The following is a 19121-nucleotide window of genomic DNA, read 5'->3' on the forward strand; positions in this document are numbered from 1 at the left end:
GATGACGGAAACCCGAATTCTGGTCGGCCATGAGCGTTTTAACGTGGGCACGGAATATGACTGGCTGGCCGGGCGCGACGAAGACGGCGCGGTCGTGACGTTTACCGGGAAAGTGCGTAATCATAATCTCGGGGACAGCGTAAAAGCGCTGACGCTGGAGCACTATCCGGGAATGACCGAAAAATCGCTGGCGGCCATTGTGGAAGAGGCGCGAGGCCGCTGGCCGCTGGGGCGCGTTACGGTTATCCATCGCATCGGCGAAATGTGGCCCGGCGAAGAGATTGTGTTTGTCGGCGTCACCAGCGCCCATCGCGGGAGTGCTTTTGCGGCGGGGGAGTTCATCATGGATTACCTTAAAACCAAAGCGCCGTTCTGGAAGCGTGAAGCGACGCCGGAAGGTGAGCGCTGGGTGGAATCACGCGACAGCGATAAGCATGCCGCCAGCCGTTGGTAGTTGGTTTACGCGGATGTGTTACTCTTAACGTGTGTGTTTACTTAATCAGGAGTGAATCATGGACCGATTTCCGCGTTCCGATTCGATAGTTCAGCAGACCCGTAGCGGGCTGCAAACCTACATGGCTCAGGTGTATGGCTGGATGACGGTTGGCCTGCTGCTTACCGCGTTTATCGCGTGGTATGCGGCAAACACGCCTGAACTGATGATGTTTATCTTCTCAAGCAAAATCACCTTCTTTGGGCTGATTATTGCGCAACTGGCGCTGGTGTTCGTGCTCTCCGGGCTGGTGCACAAGCTCAGTGCGGGTATGGCGACCACGCTGTTTATGCTCTATTCGGCGCTGACCGGGCTGACGCTTTCCAGTATTTTCATCGTTTACACCTACTCTTCCATCGCCAGCACGTTTGTGGTGACCGGCGGGATGTTCGGTGTGATGAGCCTGTACGGTTACACCACCAAACGTGACCTGAGCGGCTTCGGCAACATGCTGTTTATGGGGCTGATTGGGATTGTGCTGGCGTCGCTGGTGAACCTGTGGCTGAAGAGTGACGCGCTGATGTGGGCGGTGACCTATATCGGGGTGGTGATCTTCGTGGGCTTAACCGCTTACGACACCCAGAAGCTGAAAAACATCGGTGAACAAATTGATGTTCGCGACAGTTCAAACCTGCGCAAATACTCGATTCTGGGCGCGCTGACGCTTTATCTGGACTTCATCAACCTGTTCCTGATGCTGCTGCGTATTTTCGGCAACCGTCGTTAAGCTTGTTTTGCCGGGTGGCAGCTTCGCCTTACCCGGCCTGCGGTTCTCAAAACGGCAACTTCGTTGCCGTTTTGCTTTTATTTTGCCATTGCCTTCTCGTTCTTCGCGCGCAGCTTCTTCGCCCGACTCTCCAGCACCAGATAACATACCGTTGCCAGCGCCAGCGGCAGGAAGTAGTAGATCATGCGGTACGCGAGCAGGGCGGCGATAATCGTCCCGTGAGACACATGCTCCCCCGCAAGCAGCGCGATAAACACCGCCTCCAGTACGCCAATACCCGCCGGAATATGCACAATCACCCCGGCAATACTGCTTACCAGCAGCACGCCCAGCACGAAGAAGTAGTTCACATCTTCGCCAATCAACAGCCAGATAATGGCCCCCATCGCCATCCAGTTAGCGCTGGAAACCACCATTTGCAGGACGGCAAACTTCCATGACGGCAGCACCAGCTTCTGGCCTTTAATGGTCATGTGACGACGTTTGGCAAAGGCGCAGGCCCACAGGTAGGCGGCGATGATCAGCAGCAGTACGATGCCCAGGATGCGCAGGGTAGCCTCATCGATGTACCAGTGCGCAGGCAGCTGCACCACGCCGATGGTGAAAATCACCCCGCCCAGCAGGATATACCCCAGCCAGTTGGTGGTGATGCTTAAGGAGAAAATACGCGTGATGGTGCCGCCCGGTAAGCCAAGGCGGGAGTACAGGCGATAGCGCATACCAATCCCGCCCACCCAGGTGCTCAGCGTCAGGTTAAAGGCGTAGCAGATGAATGACACCAGCATAACCTGCCGTTTGGCAAGCTTATGTCCGCAGTAGGCACGTCCCAGCAGGTCATAGCAGCCGTACATCAGGTAGCTCACAATCACCAGCCCAACGGCCCCCAGCAGGACTGTCCGGTTGTAGTTGCGAATAACTTTCCACACCTCTTCCCAGTCCACCTTCTGGGCATACACCACCAGCAGGACCGCGACGGCAATGAAGAACAGCCAGGTCAGGATTTTTTTCGCCAGCCGCCAGCGAGGATGAGATTTCGACATCAGGTTTTCCCTCCATCTTCCGCCTCTACGCGGTCCTGGGTTTCCATTTCGGGTTGCACAGGCGGATCCACCAGCGCCAGTTTCGGCGTATGCGCGGGCAGCCAGCCCACCATGGCCGGGAAGTGGCGCAGGAAGTGGAACACCACCACGCCGATGCCCACGTTCCACCAGCTCCGTTTCGGCACCATGGACTCATCCACACGCACGCAGTCTTTATTGATAAGACCCTGAAGGTTATCGCGCAGGGTCTGATTAAACTGGCGATCGTGGATGATCAGGTTCGCTTCCAGATTGAGCGATAAGCTCAGCGGATCGAGGTTGCTGGAGCCAACGGTCGCCCAGTGGTCATCCATCACGGCGACTTTGCCGTGCAGCGGGCGGCGGCGATATTCATAGATCTGCACGCCGCTTTTGACCAGATAGCGATAGAGCAGACGCGCGCCGACCTTCACAATCGGCATATCGGGCTCACCCTGCACGATAAGCTTCACGCTCACGCCGCGTCGGGCCGCGTTGCGCATGGCGTGCAAAATCCGGTAACCGGGGAAGAAATAGGCGTTGGCGATAATCACCTCGCGCTTCGCGTTCGCCAGCATCTTCAGGTAATGACGCTCGATATCGTCCCGGTGCTCCTCGTTATCCCGCCAGACGAACAGCGCCTGCGCCTCGCCGGGCTTGCGGTTCTCTTCCGGGCGATGACGGCGTCGCCACCAGCGGCGAGCGGCCTCTTTGCCGGGTAAGTTTTCCAGCACGAACAGCTGGATGTCCTGAACCACCGGTCCTTCGATACGGATCGCGTAGTCCTGTTTAGCTTCGGGACCGTAATCCGACATATGCTCGGCGGAGTAGTTAATGCCGCCAACGAAGGCCACTGTTTCATCCACCACCACAATTTTGCGGTGCATTCGACGGAACAGGTTGGTGCGCATGCCGAACAGACGCGGGCCGGGATCGTAATAGCGGAACACCACCCCTGCGGCGGTGAGCTCGTTAACAAATTCCTCGCTGAGATCCGGCGAACCATATCCGTCGAGCAGAACCTCGATTTTTACACCGCGACGGGCGGCATGCAGCAGTGCGCTGTGCAACTGCCTGCCCACGTCGTCTTCAAACCAGATAAACGTTTCCAGAAAGACTTTCTGATGTGCGTGGCTAATCGCCTCAAAAACCGCCGGATAAAAGTTATCGCCATTTTCCAGCAGCGTAATACGGTTACCTTCCTGCCATGTGCATTTCATAAGTGGATCTCCGCGCTGAGTGGGGCATGGTCGGAGAGATGTCGCCAGTTGAGTAAAGCCAGCGCCGTCGGGCTGCTGGCGTGGGCATTTTTTACGTAGATGCGGTCAAGGCGCAGCAGGGGGAAGCGCACCGGAAACGTCCGCGCGGGACGACCGCGTGAGCGGGTAAAGATCTCCTCCAGCCCCGCCTTCACCTTCAGCGGATGGTTGGCCCGCTGTCGCCAGTCGTTGAAATCACCGGCCACCACTACGGGCTCGCCCTCCGGCAGCGCATTGGTCCAGTCTGCCAGCATCTGTAGCTGGGCCTGACGGTGGGCTTCACGCAGGCCAAGATGAATACAGCCCACATGAATGGGAAAATCGAGCGCCGGGGGGGTGATACGACAGTATAACAGCCCGCGTTTTTCGCTCTCGCCAACGGAGACGTCGCGGTTCTCATAATGCTCGATAGGAAAACGCGACAGCACCGCGTTACCGTGATGCCCCTCCGGGTAGACCGCATTGCGCCCGTAGGCGTAATCGCTCCACATGGTATCCGCCAGAAATTCGTAATGGGGCGTGTCGGGCCAGTTTTCGAAATGCATCGGGTGCACTTCGTGCGCGCCCATGACCTCCTGGAGGCAGACAATATCGGCGCTGACGGTGCGTACCGCGTCGCGCAGCTCCGGTAAAATGAAGCGGCGGTTAAATGCTGTGAAGCCCTTATGAATGTTTATCGTCAGCACCTTAAGCGAGAAATGCTGCGTTTTTTTGCTCATAAACACCTTCCTGGGTGACTATCCCGATGAAAATAAAGTGTAGTAGGCGTCACAAAAAGATGCGGCGTTACGGAATTTTCCGTAAAGTGCGGTAGTCTGAATTAGCAGAGAAAAATCCTTCAGGAGAGAAGCCATGAAGTGGCAACAACGCGTTCGTGTCGCAACCGGTTTGAGTTGCTGGCAGATAATGTTGCATTTACTGGTCGTGGCCGTACTGGTGATGGGCTGGATGAGCGGCACGCTGGTGCGTGTCGGCTTAGGGTTATGCGTGGTTTACGGCGTGACCGTGCTGTCGATGCTGTTTTTACAGCGTCACCACGACGCGCGCTGGCGTGAAGTGGGTGATGTGCTCGAAGAGCTCACCACCACCTGGTATTTTGGTGCGGCAATGATCGTCCTGTGGCTGTTGTCACGCGTGCTGCAAAACAACCTGCTGCTGGCCCTGGCGGGTCTGGCTATCCTCGCAGGGCCTGCGGTGGTGTCATTGCTCACCAAAGAGAAAAAACTACGCGATGTTTCGTCTAAACATCGCATAGGCCACTGAGCCCGTTGTGGCCGCGATGACCAGTAGCGGCCACAAACTTCCCCATACAATATCCAGACTCGCATCCTTCAGATAGATTTGCTTGGTGATATCCGTGAAGTGACGAATCGGGTTTATCCACGTCAAATCCTGTAACCACACCGGCATGTTCTCCACTGGCGAAACGTACCCTGAAAGCAAGATCGCCGGCATCATAAAGACAAACACCCCGATAAACGCCTGCTGCTGCGTTGAGCAGAGCGCGGAAATCAGCAGCCCAAACCCCACCAGCGACAGGCCGTAAATTACCATCGTGAAGTAAAACAGCGCCAGCGATCCGGCAAACGGGATCTGGTACGCCCATATTCCCACCCCCAGCACGATGGTGGCCTGGAACGTCGCGACAATCAGTGCCGGCACCGCCTTGCCGACAAATATCTGCCAGGTGGCGAGCGGTGAGACCAGCAGCTGATCCAGCGTACCTTGCTCACGTTCGCGCGCCACGGACAGCGAGGTGACAATCATCACGCCAATGGTGGTGATCATGGCGATCAGCGACGGCACCACAAACCATTTGTAGTCCAGGTTCGGGTTGTACCAGTTGCGCACCACCAGTTCGCTGTTGTTGGGTTTGGGTTTGCCCGCCATCAGCTCCTGCTGGTAATCCTTCACCACCTGTTGCAAATAGTTCGCCGCAATCTGGGCGCTGTTGGAGTTACGTCCGTCGAGGATCAGCTGCATCGGCGCGGTCTGGAATGTGTCCAGGTTGCGGGAGAAGTCCGCCGGGAAGCGCACCAGCAATAATGCTTTCTGCGTGTCGATGGTGGGCTGGATCGCCTGCGGGCTTTCCAGAAGCAGGACATGGGTAAAGGCTTTGGCGCGGGCGAAACGCTGCGTCAACTCGACGGAATGCTTGCCGTTGTCTTCGTTGTAAATGGCGATGGTGGCGTTGGTGACCTCCAGCGTGGCGGCAAACGGAAACAGTACAACCTGAAGCAGCACCGGCAGCACCAGAATGGCGCGGGTCTGCGGCTCGCGCAGCAAGGATTGCAGCTCTTTGCGGATCAATGTCCATAAACGGTGAAACATCGCGTCGTCCTCCTGTCGGGTGGCGCTTGCGCTTACCCGACCTACAAAATCCGATGGCTAATCTAATCTTCTTTTCGTTTTCATCCACGTCAGCCCGATAAACATCACCGCCGACGCCAGCAAAAACAGGGTGTTGATAATCAGCACCACCGGAATATTTCCCGCCAGGAACAGGCTTTGCAGGGTGCTCACAAAGTAGCGCGCCGGAATGATGTACGTCACGGCGCGGATCACCGCCGGCATACTGTCTATCTGGAAGATAAAGCCGGAGAGCATAATCGACGGCAGGAAGGCGGCATTAAGTGCCACCTGCGCGGCGTTAAACTGGTTGCGGGTGATGGTGGAGATGAGTAGCCCCATGCCCAGCGTGCTGAGTAAAAACAGGCTGGTGATAAAGAACAGCACGACAAGCGAGCCGCGATACGGCACGCCGAGGATAAAGACCGAGACAAGCATACAGAGCAGCATCGCCAGCATGCCGAGGAAGTAGTAGGGGATCAGCTTGCAGAGCAGCAGCTCGACGCGCGTCACTTCGGTCGAGAGCAGCGCCTCCATGGTGCCGCGCTCCCATTCGCGGGCGATCACCAGCGAGGTGAGGATCGCGCCAATCACCGTCATGATGATGGTGACCGCCCCCGGAATAATAAAATGCTGGCTGATGGCGGCGGGGTTAAACCAGTAGCGCGTCTGCACGTCAATCAGCGGTTCAAACTCCTCCCCCCGGTCTTCGGCGCGCTGCATCTGCCAGAGCTGCCAGATACCCTCCGCATAGCCCTGCACGAAGTTGGCGGTGTTCGGCTCGCTGCCGTCGGTGATCACCTGAATTGGCGCATCGGCGCCCGGGCGTGCCATATTGGCGGCAAAATCGACCGGAATGACGATCAGACCGCGAATTTTTCCGGCCTGCATTTTCTGGATCAGTTCCTGCCGGTTGTCGCTGATGGTGGCATCGATGTAGGGCGAGCCGGTCATGGCGTGGGTGAAGTCCAGCGCCTCTTCGCTCTGCTGCTCCAGCAAAATCCCGACCCGCAGCTTGCTGGAGTCGAGGTTAATCCCGTAGCCGAAAATAAACAGCAGCAGCAGGGGGATCACCACCGCAATCAGCCAGCTGCTGGGGTCACGCACAATCTGCCGCGTCTCTTTGACGCACAGGGCGCGCACCCGGCGCCAGGAAAGGGCGTTACTGCGCATGAGTATTCTCCTTATCCCAGTCGTGGATGAGGGTGATAAACGCCTGCTCCATGGTCGGGTCTGGCTGCGCGTCGTCGGCGGCCTGCGCTTTCAGGTCATCCGGGGTGCCGTGGGCAATCAGCTTGCCGCGATAGACCAGCCCGATGCGGTCGCAATACTCTGCCTCGTCCATAAAGTGGGTGGTGACCATCACGGTCACGCCTTTTTCCACCATGCTATTGATATGCAACCAGAATTCTCGGCGGGTGAGGGGGTCCACGCCTGAAGTCGGTTCATCAAGAAACAGGATATCCGGCTCGTGCATCAGTGAGCAGGCCAGCGCCAGCCGCTGTTTGAAGCCAAGCGGCAGAGCGTCGGTAGCGTGTGAGGCGATATCGGTCAGGCCGAAGGCGTCGCACATGCGGCCGATCTTCTCATTCTGTGCCCGTCCCCGCAGGCCGTAGACGCCGGAGAAAAATCGCAGATTTTGCTCCACCGTCAGGTTGCCGTAGAGCGAAAACTTCTGCGCCATATAGCCCAGGTGCTGGCGCGCCTTGCCGGAGCTGACTTTGAGATCCATGTTCAGCACCAGCGCTTTGCCGGAGGTTGGTACCAGCAGGCCGCACATCATTTTAAAGGTGGTGGATTTCCCCGCGCCGTTCGGCCCGAGCAGGCCAAATATCTCGCCGCGCTTCACCGCAAAATTGACGTTATCGGTGGCGGCGAAATCGCCGAATTTTTTGGTGAGCGATTTTGCTTCAATGACCGTTTCGCCCGGCGTGCCTTCCACCGTGTGCAGGATGGCGCCAAGCGGTGATTCTGAGGTTCCCGCCCCGCCCAGCAGATCGATAAACGCATCTTCAAAGCGCGGCGCGGTCTCTGTCATGTCGATCTCAGGCATACCCTGCGCACGGCGGATATCGTCGGCGGTAGTCTCTTTTTTGAGGATCACGCGCACCGAACGGCCCTGAATCATCCCGTCGCTCACCTGCGGCAGCTTCAGTACCCGTTGCAGCAGCTTGCGGTTGGACTCCTGCGCGCTGTGCAGCAGAAAACTGCGCCCGGCCATGGTTTGCGTCAGCTCGGTGGGTTCGCCCTGATAGAGCAGTTCGCCTTCATTCATCAGCAGCACGTCGCGGCACTGCTCTGCTTCATCAAGGTAAGAGGTACTCCAGAGGATCAGCATGCCGTCACCCGCCAGCTCGTGCACCATCTGCCACAGCTCGCGGCGGGAAATCGGGTCCACGCCCACGCCGGGTTCATCCAGCAAGAGCACCTTCGGTTCGCCCACCAGCGTGCAGGCCAGCCCCAGCTTCTGCTTCATCCCGCCGGAAAGTTTGCCCGCCAGCCGGTCGGTGAACGGGCCGAGGGAGGTAAACGCAAGCAGACGCTGGAAGGTTTTCTGCCGGGTTTCGCCGGTAACGCTGCGCAGATCGGCATACAGGTTGAGGTTTTCCATTACCGTCAGATCTTCGTACAGACCAAACTTCTGCGGCATATAGCCGAGCATGCCGTGGAGCGCCGCGTCGTCTTTGATCGGATCGAGGCCAAGCACGCTGGCACTGCCTTCATCCGGCTTCAGCAATCCCGCCAGCATCCGCATCAGCGTGGTTTTACCCGCGCCGTCCGGCCCCACCAGCCCGGTCACATAGCCTTTCTGAATCGTACAATTCAGCGGTGCGACCGCCGGTTTGGCCATTCCCGGGAAGCGTTTGACCAGATTGTTGAGCTGGATAACCGCATCATTCATGTCGTTCCCCGTCGTTTAAGGTCACGGTAACAGGCATGCCCTGACGCAGCGCGTCGTCCGCATCGGTGACGATGATGCGCAGGCGGTACACCAGGTCGGTACGTAGGTCCGGGGTTTCAACGGTTTTTGGCGTGAACTCGGCGGTAGGGGAGACGAAGCCCACTTTGCCGTGATACGGCTTGTCCGGGCGACCGTCGGTATAGAGCAGTAGTTCGCGGCCCGGCTGCATCTGACCAAGATTTGGCTCATCAATGTAAGCGCGCACCCACACCGGACGGGTTAAGGAGAGCGTTAACACGGTGCTGCCCGCGCTGAGCATGCTGCCTGGCTCCACGGCGCGGGTCATCAGCGTGCCGTCAGACGGGGCGACTAACGTGGTGTCGTGCAGATCCAGCTCCGCCTGGGCTAACTGCGCCTGCGCCTGCTCAAGGCTGGCCTTCGCCTGGGCAATGTCCTGCGCACGGTTACCGGTGCGGTACTGGCTTAACTTATCCTGGGCAGATTTCAGCGTCGCCTGTGCCTGGTCGCGGGATGAGCGCGCGTTTTCCAGGTCGTTGGCGGAAATAGTACGGCTTTTCCATAAGCCTTGCTGACGGTTATAGAAATTCTGCGCATAGTCATAGGCGGCTTTTGCCTGCTTAACGGCAGCGGCCGCCTGGGAGATCTCTTCGTCACGGTAGCCCGCCAGCATCAGGTCGTATTGCGCCTGTGCGACGGAGACGCCTGCTTTTGCCTGCATCAGCGCGTTCTCAAACGGGGCTTTGTCCAGCATTCCCAGCGTCTGCCCGGCTTTGATGGCATCGCCTTCGTCAACGTTCAGCGAGGCCAGCCGTCCGCCGACGCGGAAGCTCATGTTCACGGTGCGGATATCCACGTTGCCGTACAGCGTCAGGCCACGATCCTGCTGGCTCTGATACCACAGCCAGCCACCGATTCCCGCAGCAAGTAACACAACAACCACCAGAATGATGGCGACAGGTTTTTTCATGACTTCTGGCTCCTTTGCGTTAAGCCTTGCAGGATCAGATCAACGTGACAGGTAATGACCTGGCTAATTTGCGCGGCTTTATCCTCATCGAATTGTGTCCAGCCCGTACGTAACAGGATGGTCTCACGCCCCAGACGGAAGGCGAGCACTTCGCCCAGCAGGGCGTGGGTATGCAAAATGGTGTCGGTATCGCTGGCGTCCCGTCCGGTATAGGCGGCGATCAGCCGGGTCAGATGGCTGTGCATCGGGGCGATCACCTGATCGTGCACCAGCTGGTACGCGGTAGTGGGGGAGAGCTGCTCGCGGGAGATAAATTTGCTCAGGTTCAGCGTATCGTCGTGCGTCAGCAGGCGGATCATGTTGTGACAGGCGTTAAGGATCAGCTGGCGGATGGCAGCCCGGTCAGGCTCTGGCTGGCTGAACAGCGCGGTGGCTTCTTCCACGTGCGGGCGAAAGCTGGTGCCGATAAAATCCGCGATCCACTGGGCGCAGGCGAGGTATAAATCCTCTTTTGAGCCAAAATAGTAGGTGATGGCCGCAATATTCTGCCCGGCCTGAGCGGCGATATCCCGCGTGGTGGCATGCAGACCATACTCGCCAAACTGCGCCAGCGCGGCGGCGATAAGCTGACTTTTCGCCTGTTCGCCTTTGGTTGTCGTTGGGGTTGTATTCATAGCAGCATTAAAAATTAATCAATCGATTGATTAAGATTATGCCTGATTTGCGCAAACGTCGAGTCATCGCCGGGGATATTTTATGCGCCACGTCACAAAAGCTGCTACACTCCGCTCCTTCGCGACATTGTGGTTTTTGTCCTTCTATTCGTTATATCTCCCTGAAAACTACACCTGTGATGGTCGGGGCGGTTCGGAGTTTTTATGTCTTTTGATTCCCTTGGTCTGAACCCGGAAATTCTGCGCGCCATCGCAGAGCAGGGCTACGTTGAGCCAACCCCTATCCAGCAGCAGGCCATTCCGGCCGTTTTGCAGGGCCGTGACCTGATGGCAAGCGCGCAGACCGGTACCGGTAAGACCGCGGGCTTTACCCTGCCGCTGCTGGAGCTGTTGGTAAAAAACCAGCCGCACGCCAAAGGCCGTCGTCCGGTGCGTGCGCTGATCCTCACCCCAACCCGCGAACTGGCGGCCCAGATTGGCGAGAACGTGCGTGAATACAGCCGCTACCTCAACATTCGTTCGCTGGTGGTTTTCGGCGGGGTAAGCATTAACCCACAGATGATGAAGCTGCGCGGCGGCGTGGACGTGCTGGTGGCAACGCCGGGGCGTCTGCTGGATCTGGAACACCAGAACGCGGTGAAGCTCGATAACATCGAAATTCTGGTGCTGGACGAAGCCGACCGTATGCTGGATATGGGCTTCATCCACGACATTCGCCGCGTGCTGGCGAAGCTGCCGACGCGTCGTCAGAACCTGCTCTTCTCCGCGACTTTCTCCGACGAGATCAAGGCACTGGCGGAAAAGCTGCTGCATAACCCGCTGGAAGTGGAAGTCGCGCGCCGCAATACCGCCTCCGAGCAGGTGACGCAGCACGTGCACTTTGTGGATAAGAAGCGCAAGCGGGAACTGCTCTCCCAGATAATCGGCCAGGGCAACTGGCAGCAGGTACTGGTCTTTACCCGCACCAAGCACGGCGCTAACCACCTGGCGGAACAGCTCAATAAAGACGGTATTCGCAGCGCGGCGATCCACGGCAACAAGAGTCAAGGTGCGCGTACCCGCGCGCTGGCTGATTTTAAATCCGGCGACATACGTGTGCTGGTGGCAACCGACATCGCCGCCCGTGGCCTGGACATTGAAGAGCTGCCGCACGTGGTGAACTACGAGCTGCCAAACGTGCCGGAAGACTACGTGCACCGTATCGGCCGTACCGGCCGTGCGGCGGCAACCGGGGAAGCGCTCTCTCTGGTCTGCGTGGATGAACACAAGCTGCTGCGCGACATCGAACGCCTGCTGAAGAAAGAGATCCCGCGCATTGAGACCCCGGGTTATGAAGTGGATCCGTCGATCAAAGCCGAGCCAATTCAGAACGGTCGTCAGGGCGGCGGTCGCGGTCAGGGCGGCGGCGGTCGCGGTCAGCAGCCGCGTCGTGCCGAAGGTGGCGCGCCGAAATCTTCGGGCAAACCGCCGCGTCGTAATAACGACAGCAAACCAGCCGGTGAAAACCCGTGGCGTAGCGGCGAAGGGAAACCGGCAGGCGAGGGGCAGCGCCGACGCCGCCCGCGTAAACCTGCTAACCCGCAGTAATCTGGAAGCCCGGTCGTAAAGCCGGGCTTTTCTTTTTGCGGCAGCGAAGAGAAAGTGCCACAATAGTGGCTGTTTATACAGTATTTCAGGTTTTCCGATGGCTTTAACCGCTGCGCTCAAGGCGCAAATTGGCGCATGGTATAAGGCGCTACAACAGCAGATCCCCGATTTTATCCCCCGAGCCCCGCAGCGGCAGATGATTGCCGACGTGGCGAAAACGCTCGCCGGGGACGACGGGCGACATCTGGCGATTGAAGCCCCGACCGGCGTCGGGAAAACCCTGTCGTATCTCATTCCCGGCATTGCCATCGCGCGGGAAGAAGACAAAACGCTGGTGGTCAGTACCGCTAACGTGGCCTTGCAGGATCAGATCTTCAGCAAAGATTTGCCGCTGCTGCGCAAAATTATCCCCGATTTACGGTTCACCGCCGCCTTTGGTCGCGGGCGCTACGTCTGCCCGCGCAATCTGGCGGCGCTGGCCAGCAGTGAACCCTCCCAGCAGGATCTGCTCGCGTTTCTTGATGACGAGCTGACGCCAAACAACAAGGCGGAGCAGGAGCAGTGCGCAAAGCTAAAGGCCGATCTCGACGGCTACAGGTGGGACGGCCTGCGGGATCACACCAGCCAGGCGATCGGCGACGACCTGTGGCGCAGGCTCAGCACCGATAAAGCGAGCTGCCTGAACCGCAACTGTCATTACTATCGCGAGTGCCCGTTCTTTGTCGCCCGGCGTGAGATTCAGGAAGCGGAGGTGGTTGTCGCCAACCATGCGCTGGTGATGGCTGCCCTGGAGAGTGAAGCGGTCCTGCCGGAGCCCAAAAACCTGCTGCTGGTGCTGGATGAAGGTCATCATCTGCCCGACGTGGCGCGGGATGCGCTGGAGATGAGTGCGGAAATTACCGCCCCGTGGTTTCGCCTGCAACTCGATCTGTTCTGCAAGCTGGTGGCAACCTGCATGGAGCAGTTCCGCCCGAAAACCACGCCGCCGCTGGCGGTCCCGGAGCGGCTGAGCGAGCACTGTGAAGAGGTGTACGGCCTCATCGCCTCGCTGAATAACATTCTCAACCTGTATCTCCCCGCCACCCAGGAAGCGGAACACCGCTTTGCGATGGGTGAGTTGCCACAGGAAGTGATGGAGATTTGCCAGCAGCTGGCGAAGCACCTTGAAAAGCTGCGCGGGCTGGCGGAGATGTTCCTCAACGATCTCAACGAGAAAACCGGTACCCATGACGTGGTGCGCTTGCACCGCATTCTGCTGCAAATGAACCGCGCGCTGGGCATGTTTGAGGCGCAGAGCAAACTCTGGCGGCTGGCCTCGATGGCGCAGGCGTCCGGGGCGCCAGTGACAAAGTGGGCCACCCGCGAAGTGCGAGACGGACAGGTACATCTGTTCTTCCACTGCGTGGGCATCCGCGTGGCCGATCAGCTGGAAAAGCTGATCTGGCGCAGCGTGCCGCACGTGGTAGTGACGTCGGCAACCCTGCGTTCACTGAACAGCTTCTCAAGGTTACAGGAAATGAGCGGCCTGAAAGAGAAAGCGGGGGACCGTTTTGTGGCCCTGGACTCGCCGTTCAACCACTGTGAGCAGGGCAAGCTGGTGATCCCGCGCATGAACTATGAGCCGCTTATCGATAACGAAGAGCAGCATATTGCGGAAATGGCGGCCTACTTCCGCGAGCAGGTTGAGAGTAAAAAATACCCCGGTATGCTGGTGCTGTTTGCCAGCGGCCGCGCGATGCAACGCTTCCTGGAGCACGTCACCGATCTGCGCTTACTCCTGCTGGTGCAGGGCGATCAGCCGCGCTATCGGCTGGTGGAAACGCACCGTAAACGCATTGATAACGGCGAGCGTAGCGTGCTGGTGGGGCTACAGTCCTTTGCGGAAGGGCTGGATTTAAAAGGCGACTACCTGACGCAGGTGCATATCCATAAAATTGCCTTCCCGCCCATCGACAGCCCGGTGGTGATCACCGAAGGCGAATGGCTGAAAAGCCTTAACCGTTATCCGTTTGAAGTGCAAAGCCTGCCTGCGGCGTCGTTTAACCTGATCCAGCAGGTCGGGCGCTTGATCCGTAGCCACGGCTGCTGGGGCGAGGTGGTGATTTATGACAAACGCCTGCTTACCAAAAACTATGGCCAGCGGCTGCTGAATGCGCTGCCGATCTTCCCGATTGAGCAGCCAGAAGTGCCGGAGGTAAAAAAACGCCCGGCAAAACCCTCTGCCGGGCGTACAAAAAGCATCCGTGCAAAGAGGCGCGGTCCTACTGGTAAGTGAATGTCACCTGAATCACGCTGCTGAACGTCCCGGCAGTGACGGGCATTGAGGTGGCGTAGTAGCGTGCGGACAGAGGAAAGGTTGCCGTGTGGTCGCTCGGATTGATGGCGGCGTTAAAGGCGGCCTGCGGGGCAATCAGTATTTTGTCCTGTCGGTCTGCCAGCTCCAGCGCCAGTCCCTTTGCGCTACCGATATTGGCAAATTTGGTCGGATGCACGCTGTCTGCCTGGCCATAGAAAAAGGCCGTGGCAAGCGCCAGCGTGGCTGGGCAGTGCGATACTGACAGGGAAAAGTCTTTCCACTCGCCGGTATCCCCCACGTCTCTAAAACTGCCCGACACCGCCTGGCCTAAGTCCACCGTCAGGTTGCGGCTGGCGCTGTCAATGACGCAGGTATTGGCGTAAATATTTCCCGTCATCTGGATCTGAATGTCGTCTGCGTGAGCCTGGGCCAGTAAGCCCACCGCCAGAAACGCGATTGTCTTTTTCATGTTTGTCACTTATAGGCGAGAGTGATGGTTGCTACGGTGTTGGCGGGGCCGGGCGTCACCACATCGCTGGTCTGCTCGTAGCGAACCTGAAAGGGGATATCCAGCGTTTCATTGGCAACGGCCTGGCTTTGGGTGTTGACGTAGGAGTCAAAGGTCGCGATATGGTCATCAAACAGCATTCTTACCCCGACGCCCCTTGCCATGCCCGTCTGCTTCGTCAGTTTGATCACTCCCTCAAATGCCGTTTCGTACCCGTTAGCACTGGTGATTTTTAGCTCAGGCTGAACGGTTGTGTCACAGTTAACGGTGATATTAAACGTCTGAGCGGGGCTAGATAAAAACCCCACGCTCATAAAATCACTGACGGGAAAATCGCCCAAATTAACGGTGAGATTTTTTGGCGAAACAGAGCAGGTGACCTGATGCAAAATGACGTTACCTGCATACGCAATATGATTAGGGCTGCCGATCCCTTCATGGCCAAAAACGCCAATGCCGAATTCGGTCTGAGACTGCACCAGCGTGCCGGATGTCACGGCGTCGCTTGTTTTCACTAGTTCAAGCGTGACGTCAAAGTTAAACGACTGTGTGCCATCGGTAGAAACATAGGCAACAGGCGTTCCGCGTGAATCGCACTGTACTCCGCCGGCTCCGCTGATTCGCTGACCCTGATCGTTCATTAGTGCGACCCCAATCCCCGGTACGCCGGAATCATAAACGCCCCTGAGCCCAGGAATTTCCGCGCCGGTGCCGTAGTAGCAGGAAACAATTTCCAGACCGCTGTCGATACTCTGATCGCAGTGCCCGGCAACATGAACGCTTTGCTCTGTACCCGGGATAGTTGCGCCAACGGCCAGCGTCGTGGGGACAGAGATGGAGGCCACGTTAATCATTTTGGGCAGATCCGGCGTGGTGCAGGTCGCCTTCGCATGCGGCATAAATAACGCGGCGGTTCCCAGAACCAGTAAGAAAAAGCACTGTTTAATCATTTGCATAATCGTTAGCCTGAACGGTAATCAATGACACTGCGCGGCAGCGTTAATGATGCTGGTTTTCTCTTTCTCATCCGTTAGCGCATAGTCAGCGACGCAGTGCTCGCTCGCCTCCTTTCCCCAGGAAACGTTGAGATGCCCTTGCTGTGGCAGACCCGAGAGGTAAGTCTGGCCGTCATTTCCGACAATAAATTCGCTGTCCTTATCCCCGGTGGTGACCGTTGCGCCGAAGGGCAGCGGTTTACCATTTTGTGTAAGCGTCATCAGGACGCGATTACCCACGCGGGTAGTAAAGCTGGCGCGCACCACGGCCCCTCGGGTCGGCGTCACAATTTGCGCCGCGTGGGTGACGTCGGCATCCTCCGGCAGCGTTTCGGTATCCAGTGCGATGGTGTTATGGCGATACGCGGTCACGAACGGCACGACGGTATAGCCGCGGAAGTCAGTCTCCACGCCTGTCTGGTTGGTGATATGGGTGCCGTGCGTACCTGGCGCTTTCACCAGCGCGATGGTTTCACCGAGCGGCTGGCTCAGGGTTATCCCGTTAGCGTGGGCCACCACGCCGCCCTGCAAACCGACGTTCAGGGTCTGCTGATACTTATCCTGACTGACGCCTGCGCTCACTTCGCCGTAGGTCGCTTTGTAATCGGTGTTGATGCTGGTGGAGTTACCGCTGCCGGTGCTGCTGAGCCCTTCCTGGATATTCCAGTTCAGGTTGTCTTCTTTCAGGGCCGTACCGTTAAGACCGATGTTCTGCGTGGTGCCATCTTTGGTGTTGTTCAGGTTGTACGTGGCCCAGGTATTATGCATCCAGCGATCCAGCGGAACCGAAACGCTCAGCGAGAACTGGTTGTCGTTTGTTACCTCATTACCGTCTTCATCGCTGTCGTGGGTGTTTTTGTTCATGCTGTAGCTGAGGCTGTAGCTCACGCCGTGCCAGCTGTTGTTGTAGCTGACGCTCAGGGAGGTCATGTTCTGGCTCTGGCTCCAGTAAGTTTCCTTCACCATGCTCAGCGTCACCGACCCCCAACCTTCTGGCAGCGTCTGGTCAATGGTGGCTTCTGTACGGGCGCGGCGCTGCTGGGGAGCAGACCAGTCGTCGGCGCGGGTATACGACTCCATAGTGTCGTCCAGGGTGTAAAACCCCTTGCTGTTATAGCGATAGCCCGCAAGCGAAAAGTTGGTGCCTGAACCGGCGAAATCTTTGCTGTAGCGTACGCGCCACGACTGGCCCTTGCTGGACTGCTGTTTTTTCAGCAGGGCTCTGGCGCGGGTCACGTCAATGGAGAACGCCCCGAGATCGCCCATGTTTTTCCCGGCGCCGAGCGCCTGGGACTGATAGTGGCTGCTCTGCTGCACGCCGCCGTAGGCCGTGAAGCAGTGAGGTAAACCGTAGATGGCGCTTCCCTGGGCAAACGGGGTCTTTTCAACGTCTTTGTCATAAGAGCGATAACGCCCGGCGGTTACGCTGTAGCGCAGGTTTTTTTCACGCTGCAATACCGGCACGGAGGCAAACGGCACCACGAAATGACTTTCGCTGCCGTCAGTTTCTTTCACCGTGACCTGGAGGTCGCCGCTGCTGCCGGTGGGGTAGAGGTCGTTAATTTCGAATGCGCCCGGCGCGACCGTGTTCTGATAAATCACGTACCCGTTCTGGCGGACCATCACCAGCGCGTTACTGTGGGCGGTGCCGCGAATAATAGGGGCATAGCCTTTTTCGCTGTCCGGCAGCATGTCGTTGTCGGATTTCAGCTCCACGCCGGTGTAGGGGACGCTGTCAAAAACGTCGGAAGGTGAGGTGCTTTGGCCCACCGTCACGTCACTTTTCATTGCCACCATATCGCGTTGCGCATAGGTATAAACGGAGGTGAATTTCTGTTCCTCCTCGTGGCCCGTGGTGCTGCGATTCCAGGTGGAGTAGTTACGAACGCGCCATGCCCCGAGGTTGAAGCCGGGACGCAGGTTAACGTACTGGCTGCTGCTATCCTCTTCACCCTGCTGGCGCGCATGGCTCTGGCTGGCGTTGACGCTGTAATTAAGCAGGCCCGCGTTGATCCCTTCGTCAAACTCTTTCGGGTCGATGTAACCGCGTGGCACCTGTCCGAGCGCCTTTTGCGGAATGCTCAGCAGCAGCTGCTGATTGCGCACGCGAAAGGTCGCGGATGCCGAAGGGATGGCGTGTAGATCGGCGCATTGACCTTCTGCCCTCAGCTGCGGATATTTTTGCGTTTTGATCCCGAGGCTCTTTAATTCGTCCAGTGTAAAACAGGGCTGAAGCGTGCTGGTGCCCTGCGGATCTTTAACTACGTTAAAGGTCACGTCACGGGTATCAATTTTATTGTTATTGATAAATACCGCGACCTGATATTTACCTGGCGCCTGACCGGGACCTTTTTCATAGACAGACAGATCGGTCTTTTCCTGCTGCGGGTTATCAATGTCCAGCAGGGCAGGGTTAAAATAATCATCAGCCAAAACCTGCTGCGCAAAGATCGCCATTGCCAGGCAACAAAAAGTCATCAGCAATGACGAAAATCGGCAGGTGAACGGCTTTTTATGGCTGTACATGATGATTTTATTACCGGGCAATATTACTAATGAACGGGTTTAGACCATGTCTGGCTGATGCTGCCGTAATCCGTAATAATGGAATACACGACGGTCGAGCCTCCGACATTGCCAGGTAAAGCAAAATGCGTTTCAGTTTTCGGCACAGCCCAGGTGGCTTTCGTGATTTTCTGACCATTCAGGGTGACGGCCTGAAAATTCATATAGAAAGGCGTGGGATTATTTACCACTAAATCATTCCCTTCGCGATGCCATTCAAGTTTATCGGCCATATCTTCTGGTTTGCCTTTTACCGCTGACGGGCGATACAGCAATTTAATTCGGGTGTTAATGGCAATTTGCAGCGTATTTACGCCTTCAACATGCTTTGAGGACGGGATCGCTTTAATATTCAGCCAGTACAGAGATTCCCTGTCTTCCGGTAAATTTCCTCCCGTACGCACCACGCGTAGTACGTTATCTTCTTTCGCATCCAGTCGGAAAAGCGGCGGGGTGATCAGGAACGGTGCTTTGGCCAGGTTTTTACCACCGGAATCGACCCAGGACTGCACCAGATAATCTGTGGTATCTGGGTTTGAAAGACCAAGAGATGATTCGTTTTTATCTCCCTGATAGACCAGACGGGTGCCATTGATCACGACACCCGCCTGTGCCGAGGCTGCTACCAGTAAAAGAGTGCTCAGTAAATAACCGTGGCGCATAAAGATTTCTCAATAAAAAGATGAGATATTAATGCCCGCAAGAGCATTAATATCTCAG

General features: G+C 57.4%; 17 protein-coding genes. 5 read left to right on the forward strand and 12 right to left on the reverse strand.

Features of this window, described 5'->3' with window-relative positions:
• Position 1: 1 nt before the first annotated feature.
• Together moaE and L463_RS11765 are read left to right on the forward strand one after the other, a co-directional pair.
• Positions 2 to 454 (forward strand): molybdopterin synthase catalytic subunit MoaE, encoded by a 453-nt coding sequence (gene moaE / locus L463_RS11770; RefSeq protein WP_015571082.1) that lies wholly within the window; start codon positions 2 to 4, stop codon positions 452 to 454.
• 58 nt (positions 455 to 512) lie between these two features.
• Positions 513 to 1220, forward strand: a complete 708-nt coding sequence (locus L463_RS11765; protein ID WP_015571081.1) for a Bax inhibitor-1/YccA family protein — start codon at positions 513 to 515, stop codon at positions 1218 to 1220.
• A gap of 77 nt (positions 1221 to 1297) precedes the next feature.
• On the opposite strand, the gene L463_RS11760 is transcribed toward L463_RS11765, so the two are convergent.
• From L463_RS11760 to L463_RS11750, 3 genes are read right to left on the reverse strand one after another with little or no spacing between them, the layout of a single operon-like run.
• Complete coding sequence (locus tag L463_RS11760; protein ID WP_003858505.1) at positions 1298 to 2260, reverse strand: lysylphosphatidylglycerol synthase domain-containing protein; 963 nt, start codon at positions 2258 to 2260, stop codon at positions 1298 to 1300.
• Positions 2260 to 3498: a cardiolipin synthase ClsB gene (gene clsB, locus L463_RS11755; protein ID WP_032102646.1), complete on the reverse strand. Its 1239-nt coding sequence runs from the start codon at positions 3496 to 3498 to the stop codon at positions 2260 to 2262. The genes L463_RS11760 and clsB overlap by 1 nt, the downstream gene beginning before the upstream one ends.
• Positions 3495 to 4256, reverse strand: a complete 762-nt coding sequence (locus tag L463_RS11750) for an endonuclease/exonuclease/phosphatase family protein (protein ID WP_032673172.1) — start codon at positions 4254 to 4256, stop codon at positions 3495 to 3497. Before L463_RS11750 ends, clsB begins: the two co-directional genes overlap by 4 nt.
• A 133-nt stretch (positions 4257 to 4389) precedes the next feature.
• Here L463_RS11750 and L463_RS11745 point away from each other — a divergent pair, with 133 nt between their 5' ends.
• Entirely contained in the window at positions 4390 to 4800 is a 411-nt protein-coding gene (locus L463_RS11745; protein WP_003858499.1) for a YbhQ family protein, read from the forward strand.
• Here the strand turns inward: L463_RS11745 and L463_RS11740 are convergent.
• Genes L463_RS11740 through cecR form a run of 5 tightly spaced genes read right to left on the reverse strand, consistent with a single transcriptional unit; the run spans position 4762 to position 10450 of the window.
• Entirely contained in the window at positions 4762 to 5868 is a 1107-nt protein-coding gene (locus L463_RS11740; RefSeq protein WP_017384932.1) for an ABC transporter permease, read from the reverse strand. The genes L463_RS11745 and L463_RS11740 overlap by 39 nt on opposite strands.
• Positions 5869 to 5925: 57 nt before the next feature.
• Entirely contained in the window at positions 5926 to 7059 is a 1134-nt protein-coding gene (locus L463_RS11735; protein WP_032102647.1) for an ABC transporter permease, read from the reverse strand.
• On the reverse strand, positions 7049 to 8788 hold the full coding sequence (locus L463_RS11730) for an ATP-binding cassette domain-containing protein (protein ID WP_032102648.1): 1740 nt from the start codon (positions 8786 to 8788) through the stop codon (positions 7049 to 7051). Before L463_RS11730 ends, L463_RS11735 begins: the two co-directional genes overlap by 11 nt.
• Positions 8781 to 9776, reverse strand: coding sequence for a secretion protein HlyD (hlyD, locus tag L463_RS11725; RefSeq protein WP_023296152.1), 996 nt, complete (start codon positions 9774 to 9776; stop codon positions 8781 to 8783). The genes L463_RS11730 and hlyD overlap by 8 nt, the downstream gene beginning before the upstream one ends.
• On the reverse strand, positions 9773 to 10450 hold the full coding sequence (gene cecR, locus L463_RS11720; RefSeq protein WP_017384928.1) for a transcriptional regulator CecR: 678 nt from the start codon (positions 10448 to 10450) through the stop codon (positions 9773 to 9775). Before cecR ends, hlyD begins: the two co-directional genes overlap by 4 nt.
• Before the next feature lie 204 nt (positions 10451 to 10654).
• Between cecR and rhlE the strand changes: the two genes are divergently transcribed.
• Both rhlE and dinG read left to right on the forward strand, forming a co-directional pair.
• Complete coding sequence (gene rhlE, locus L463_RS11715; RefSeq protein ID WP_032102650.1) at positions 10655 to 12037, forward strand: ATP-dependent RNA helicase RhlE; 1383 nt, start codon at positions 10655 to 10657, stop codon at positions 12035 to 12037.
• 97 nt (positions 12038 to 12134) lie between these two features.
• On the forward strand, positions 12135 to 14312 hold the full coding sequence (gene dinG, locus L463_RS11710) for an ATP-dependent DNA helicase DinG (RefSeq protein ID WP_032102652.1): 2178 nt from the start codon (positions 12135 to 12137) through the stop codon (positions 14310 to 14312).
• On the opposite strand, the gene L463_RS11705 is transcribed toward dinG, so the two are convergent.
• From L463_RS11705 to L463_RS11690, 4 genes are read right to left on the reverse strand one after another with little or no spacing between them, the layout of a single operon-like run.
• A complete protein-coding gene (locus L463_RS11705) occupies positions 14299 to 14802 on the reverse strand; it encodes a fimbrial protein (protein ID WP_015571072.1) in 504 nt (167 codons plus the stop codon). The genes dinG and L463_RS11705 overlap by 14 nt on opposite strands.
• 5 nt (positions 14803 to 14807) lie before the next feature.
• Entirely contained in the window at positions 14808 to 15797 is a 990-nt protein-coding gene (locus L463_RS11700; RefSeq protein WP_017384925.1) for a fimbrial protein, read from the reverse strand.
• Between the two features lie 21 nt (positions 15798 to 15818).
• On the reverse strand, positions 15819 to 18362 hold the full coding sequence (locus tag L463_RS11695; RefSeq protein ID WP_139152977.1) for a fimbria/pilus outer membrane usher protein: 2544 nt from the start codon (positions 18360 to 18362) through the stop codon (positions 15819 to 15821).
• A 26-nt stretch (positions 18363 to 18388) separates the two neighbouring features.
• A complete protein-coding gene (locus L463_RS11690; protein ID WP_015571069.1) occupies positions 18389 to 19063 on the reverse strand; it encodes a fimbrial biogenesis chaperone in 675 nt (224 codons plus the stop codon).
• Between the last annotated feature and the right edge of the window lie 58 nt (positions 19064 to 19121).

Source organism: Enterobacter sp. BIDMC 27 (assembly GCF_000534415.1).
GTDB classification, from domain to species: Bacteria; Pseudomonadota; Gammaproteobacteria; order Enterobacterales; family Enterobacteriaceae; genus Enterobacter; species Enterobacter hormaechei_C.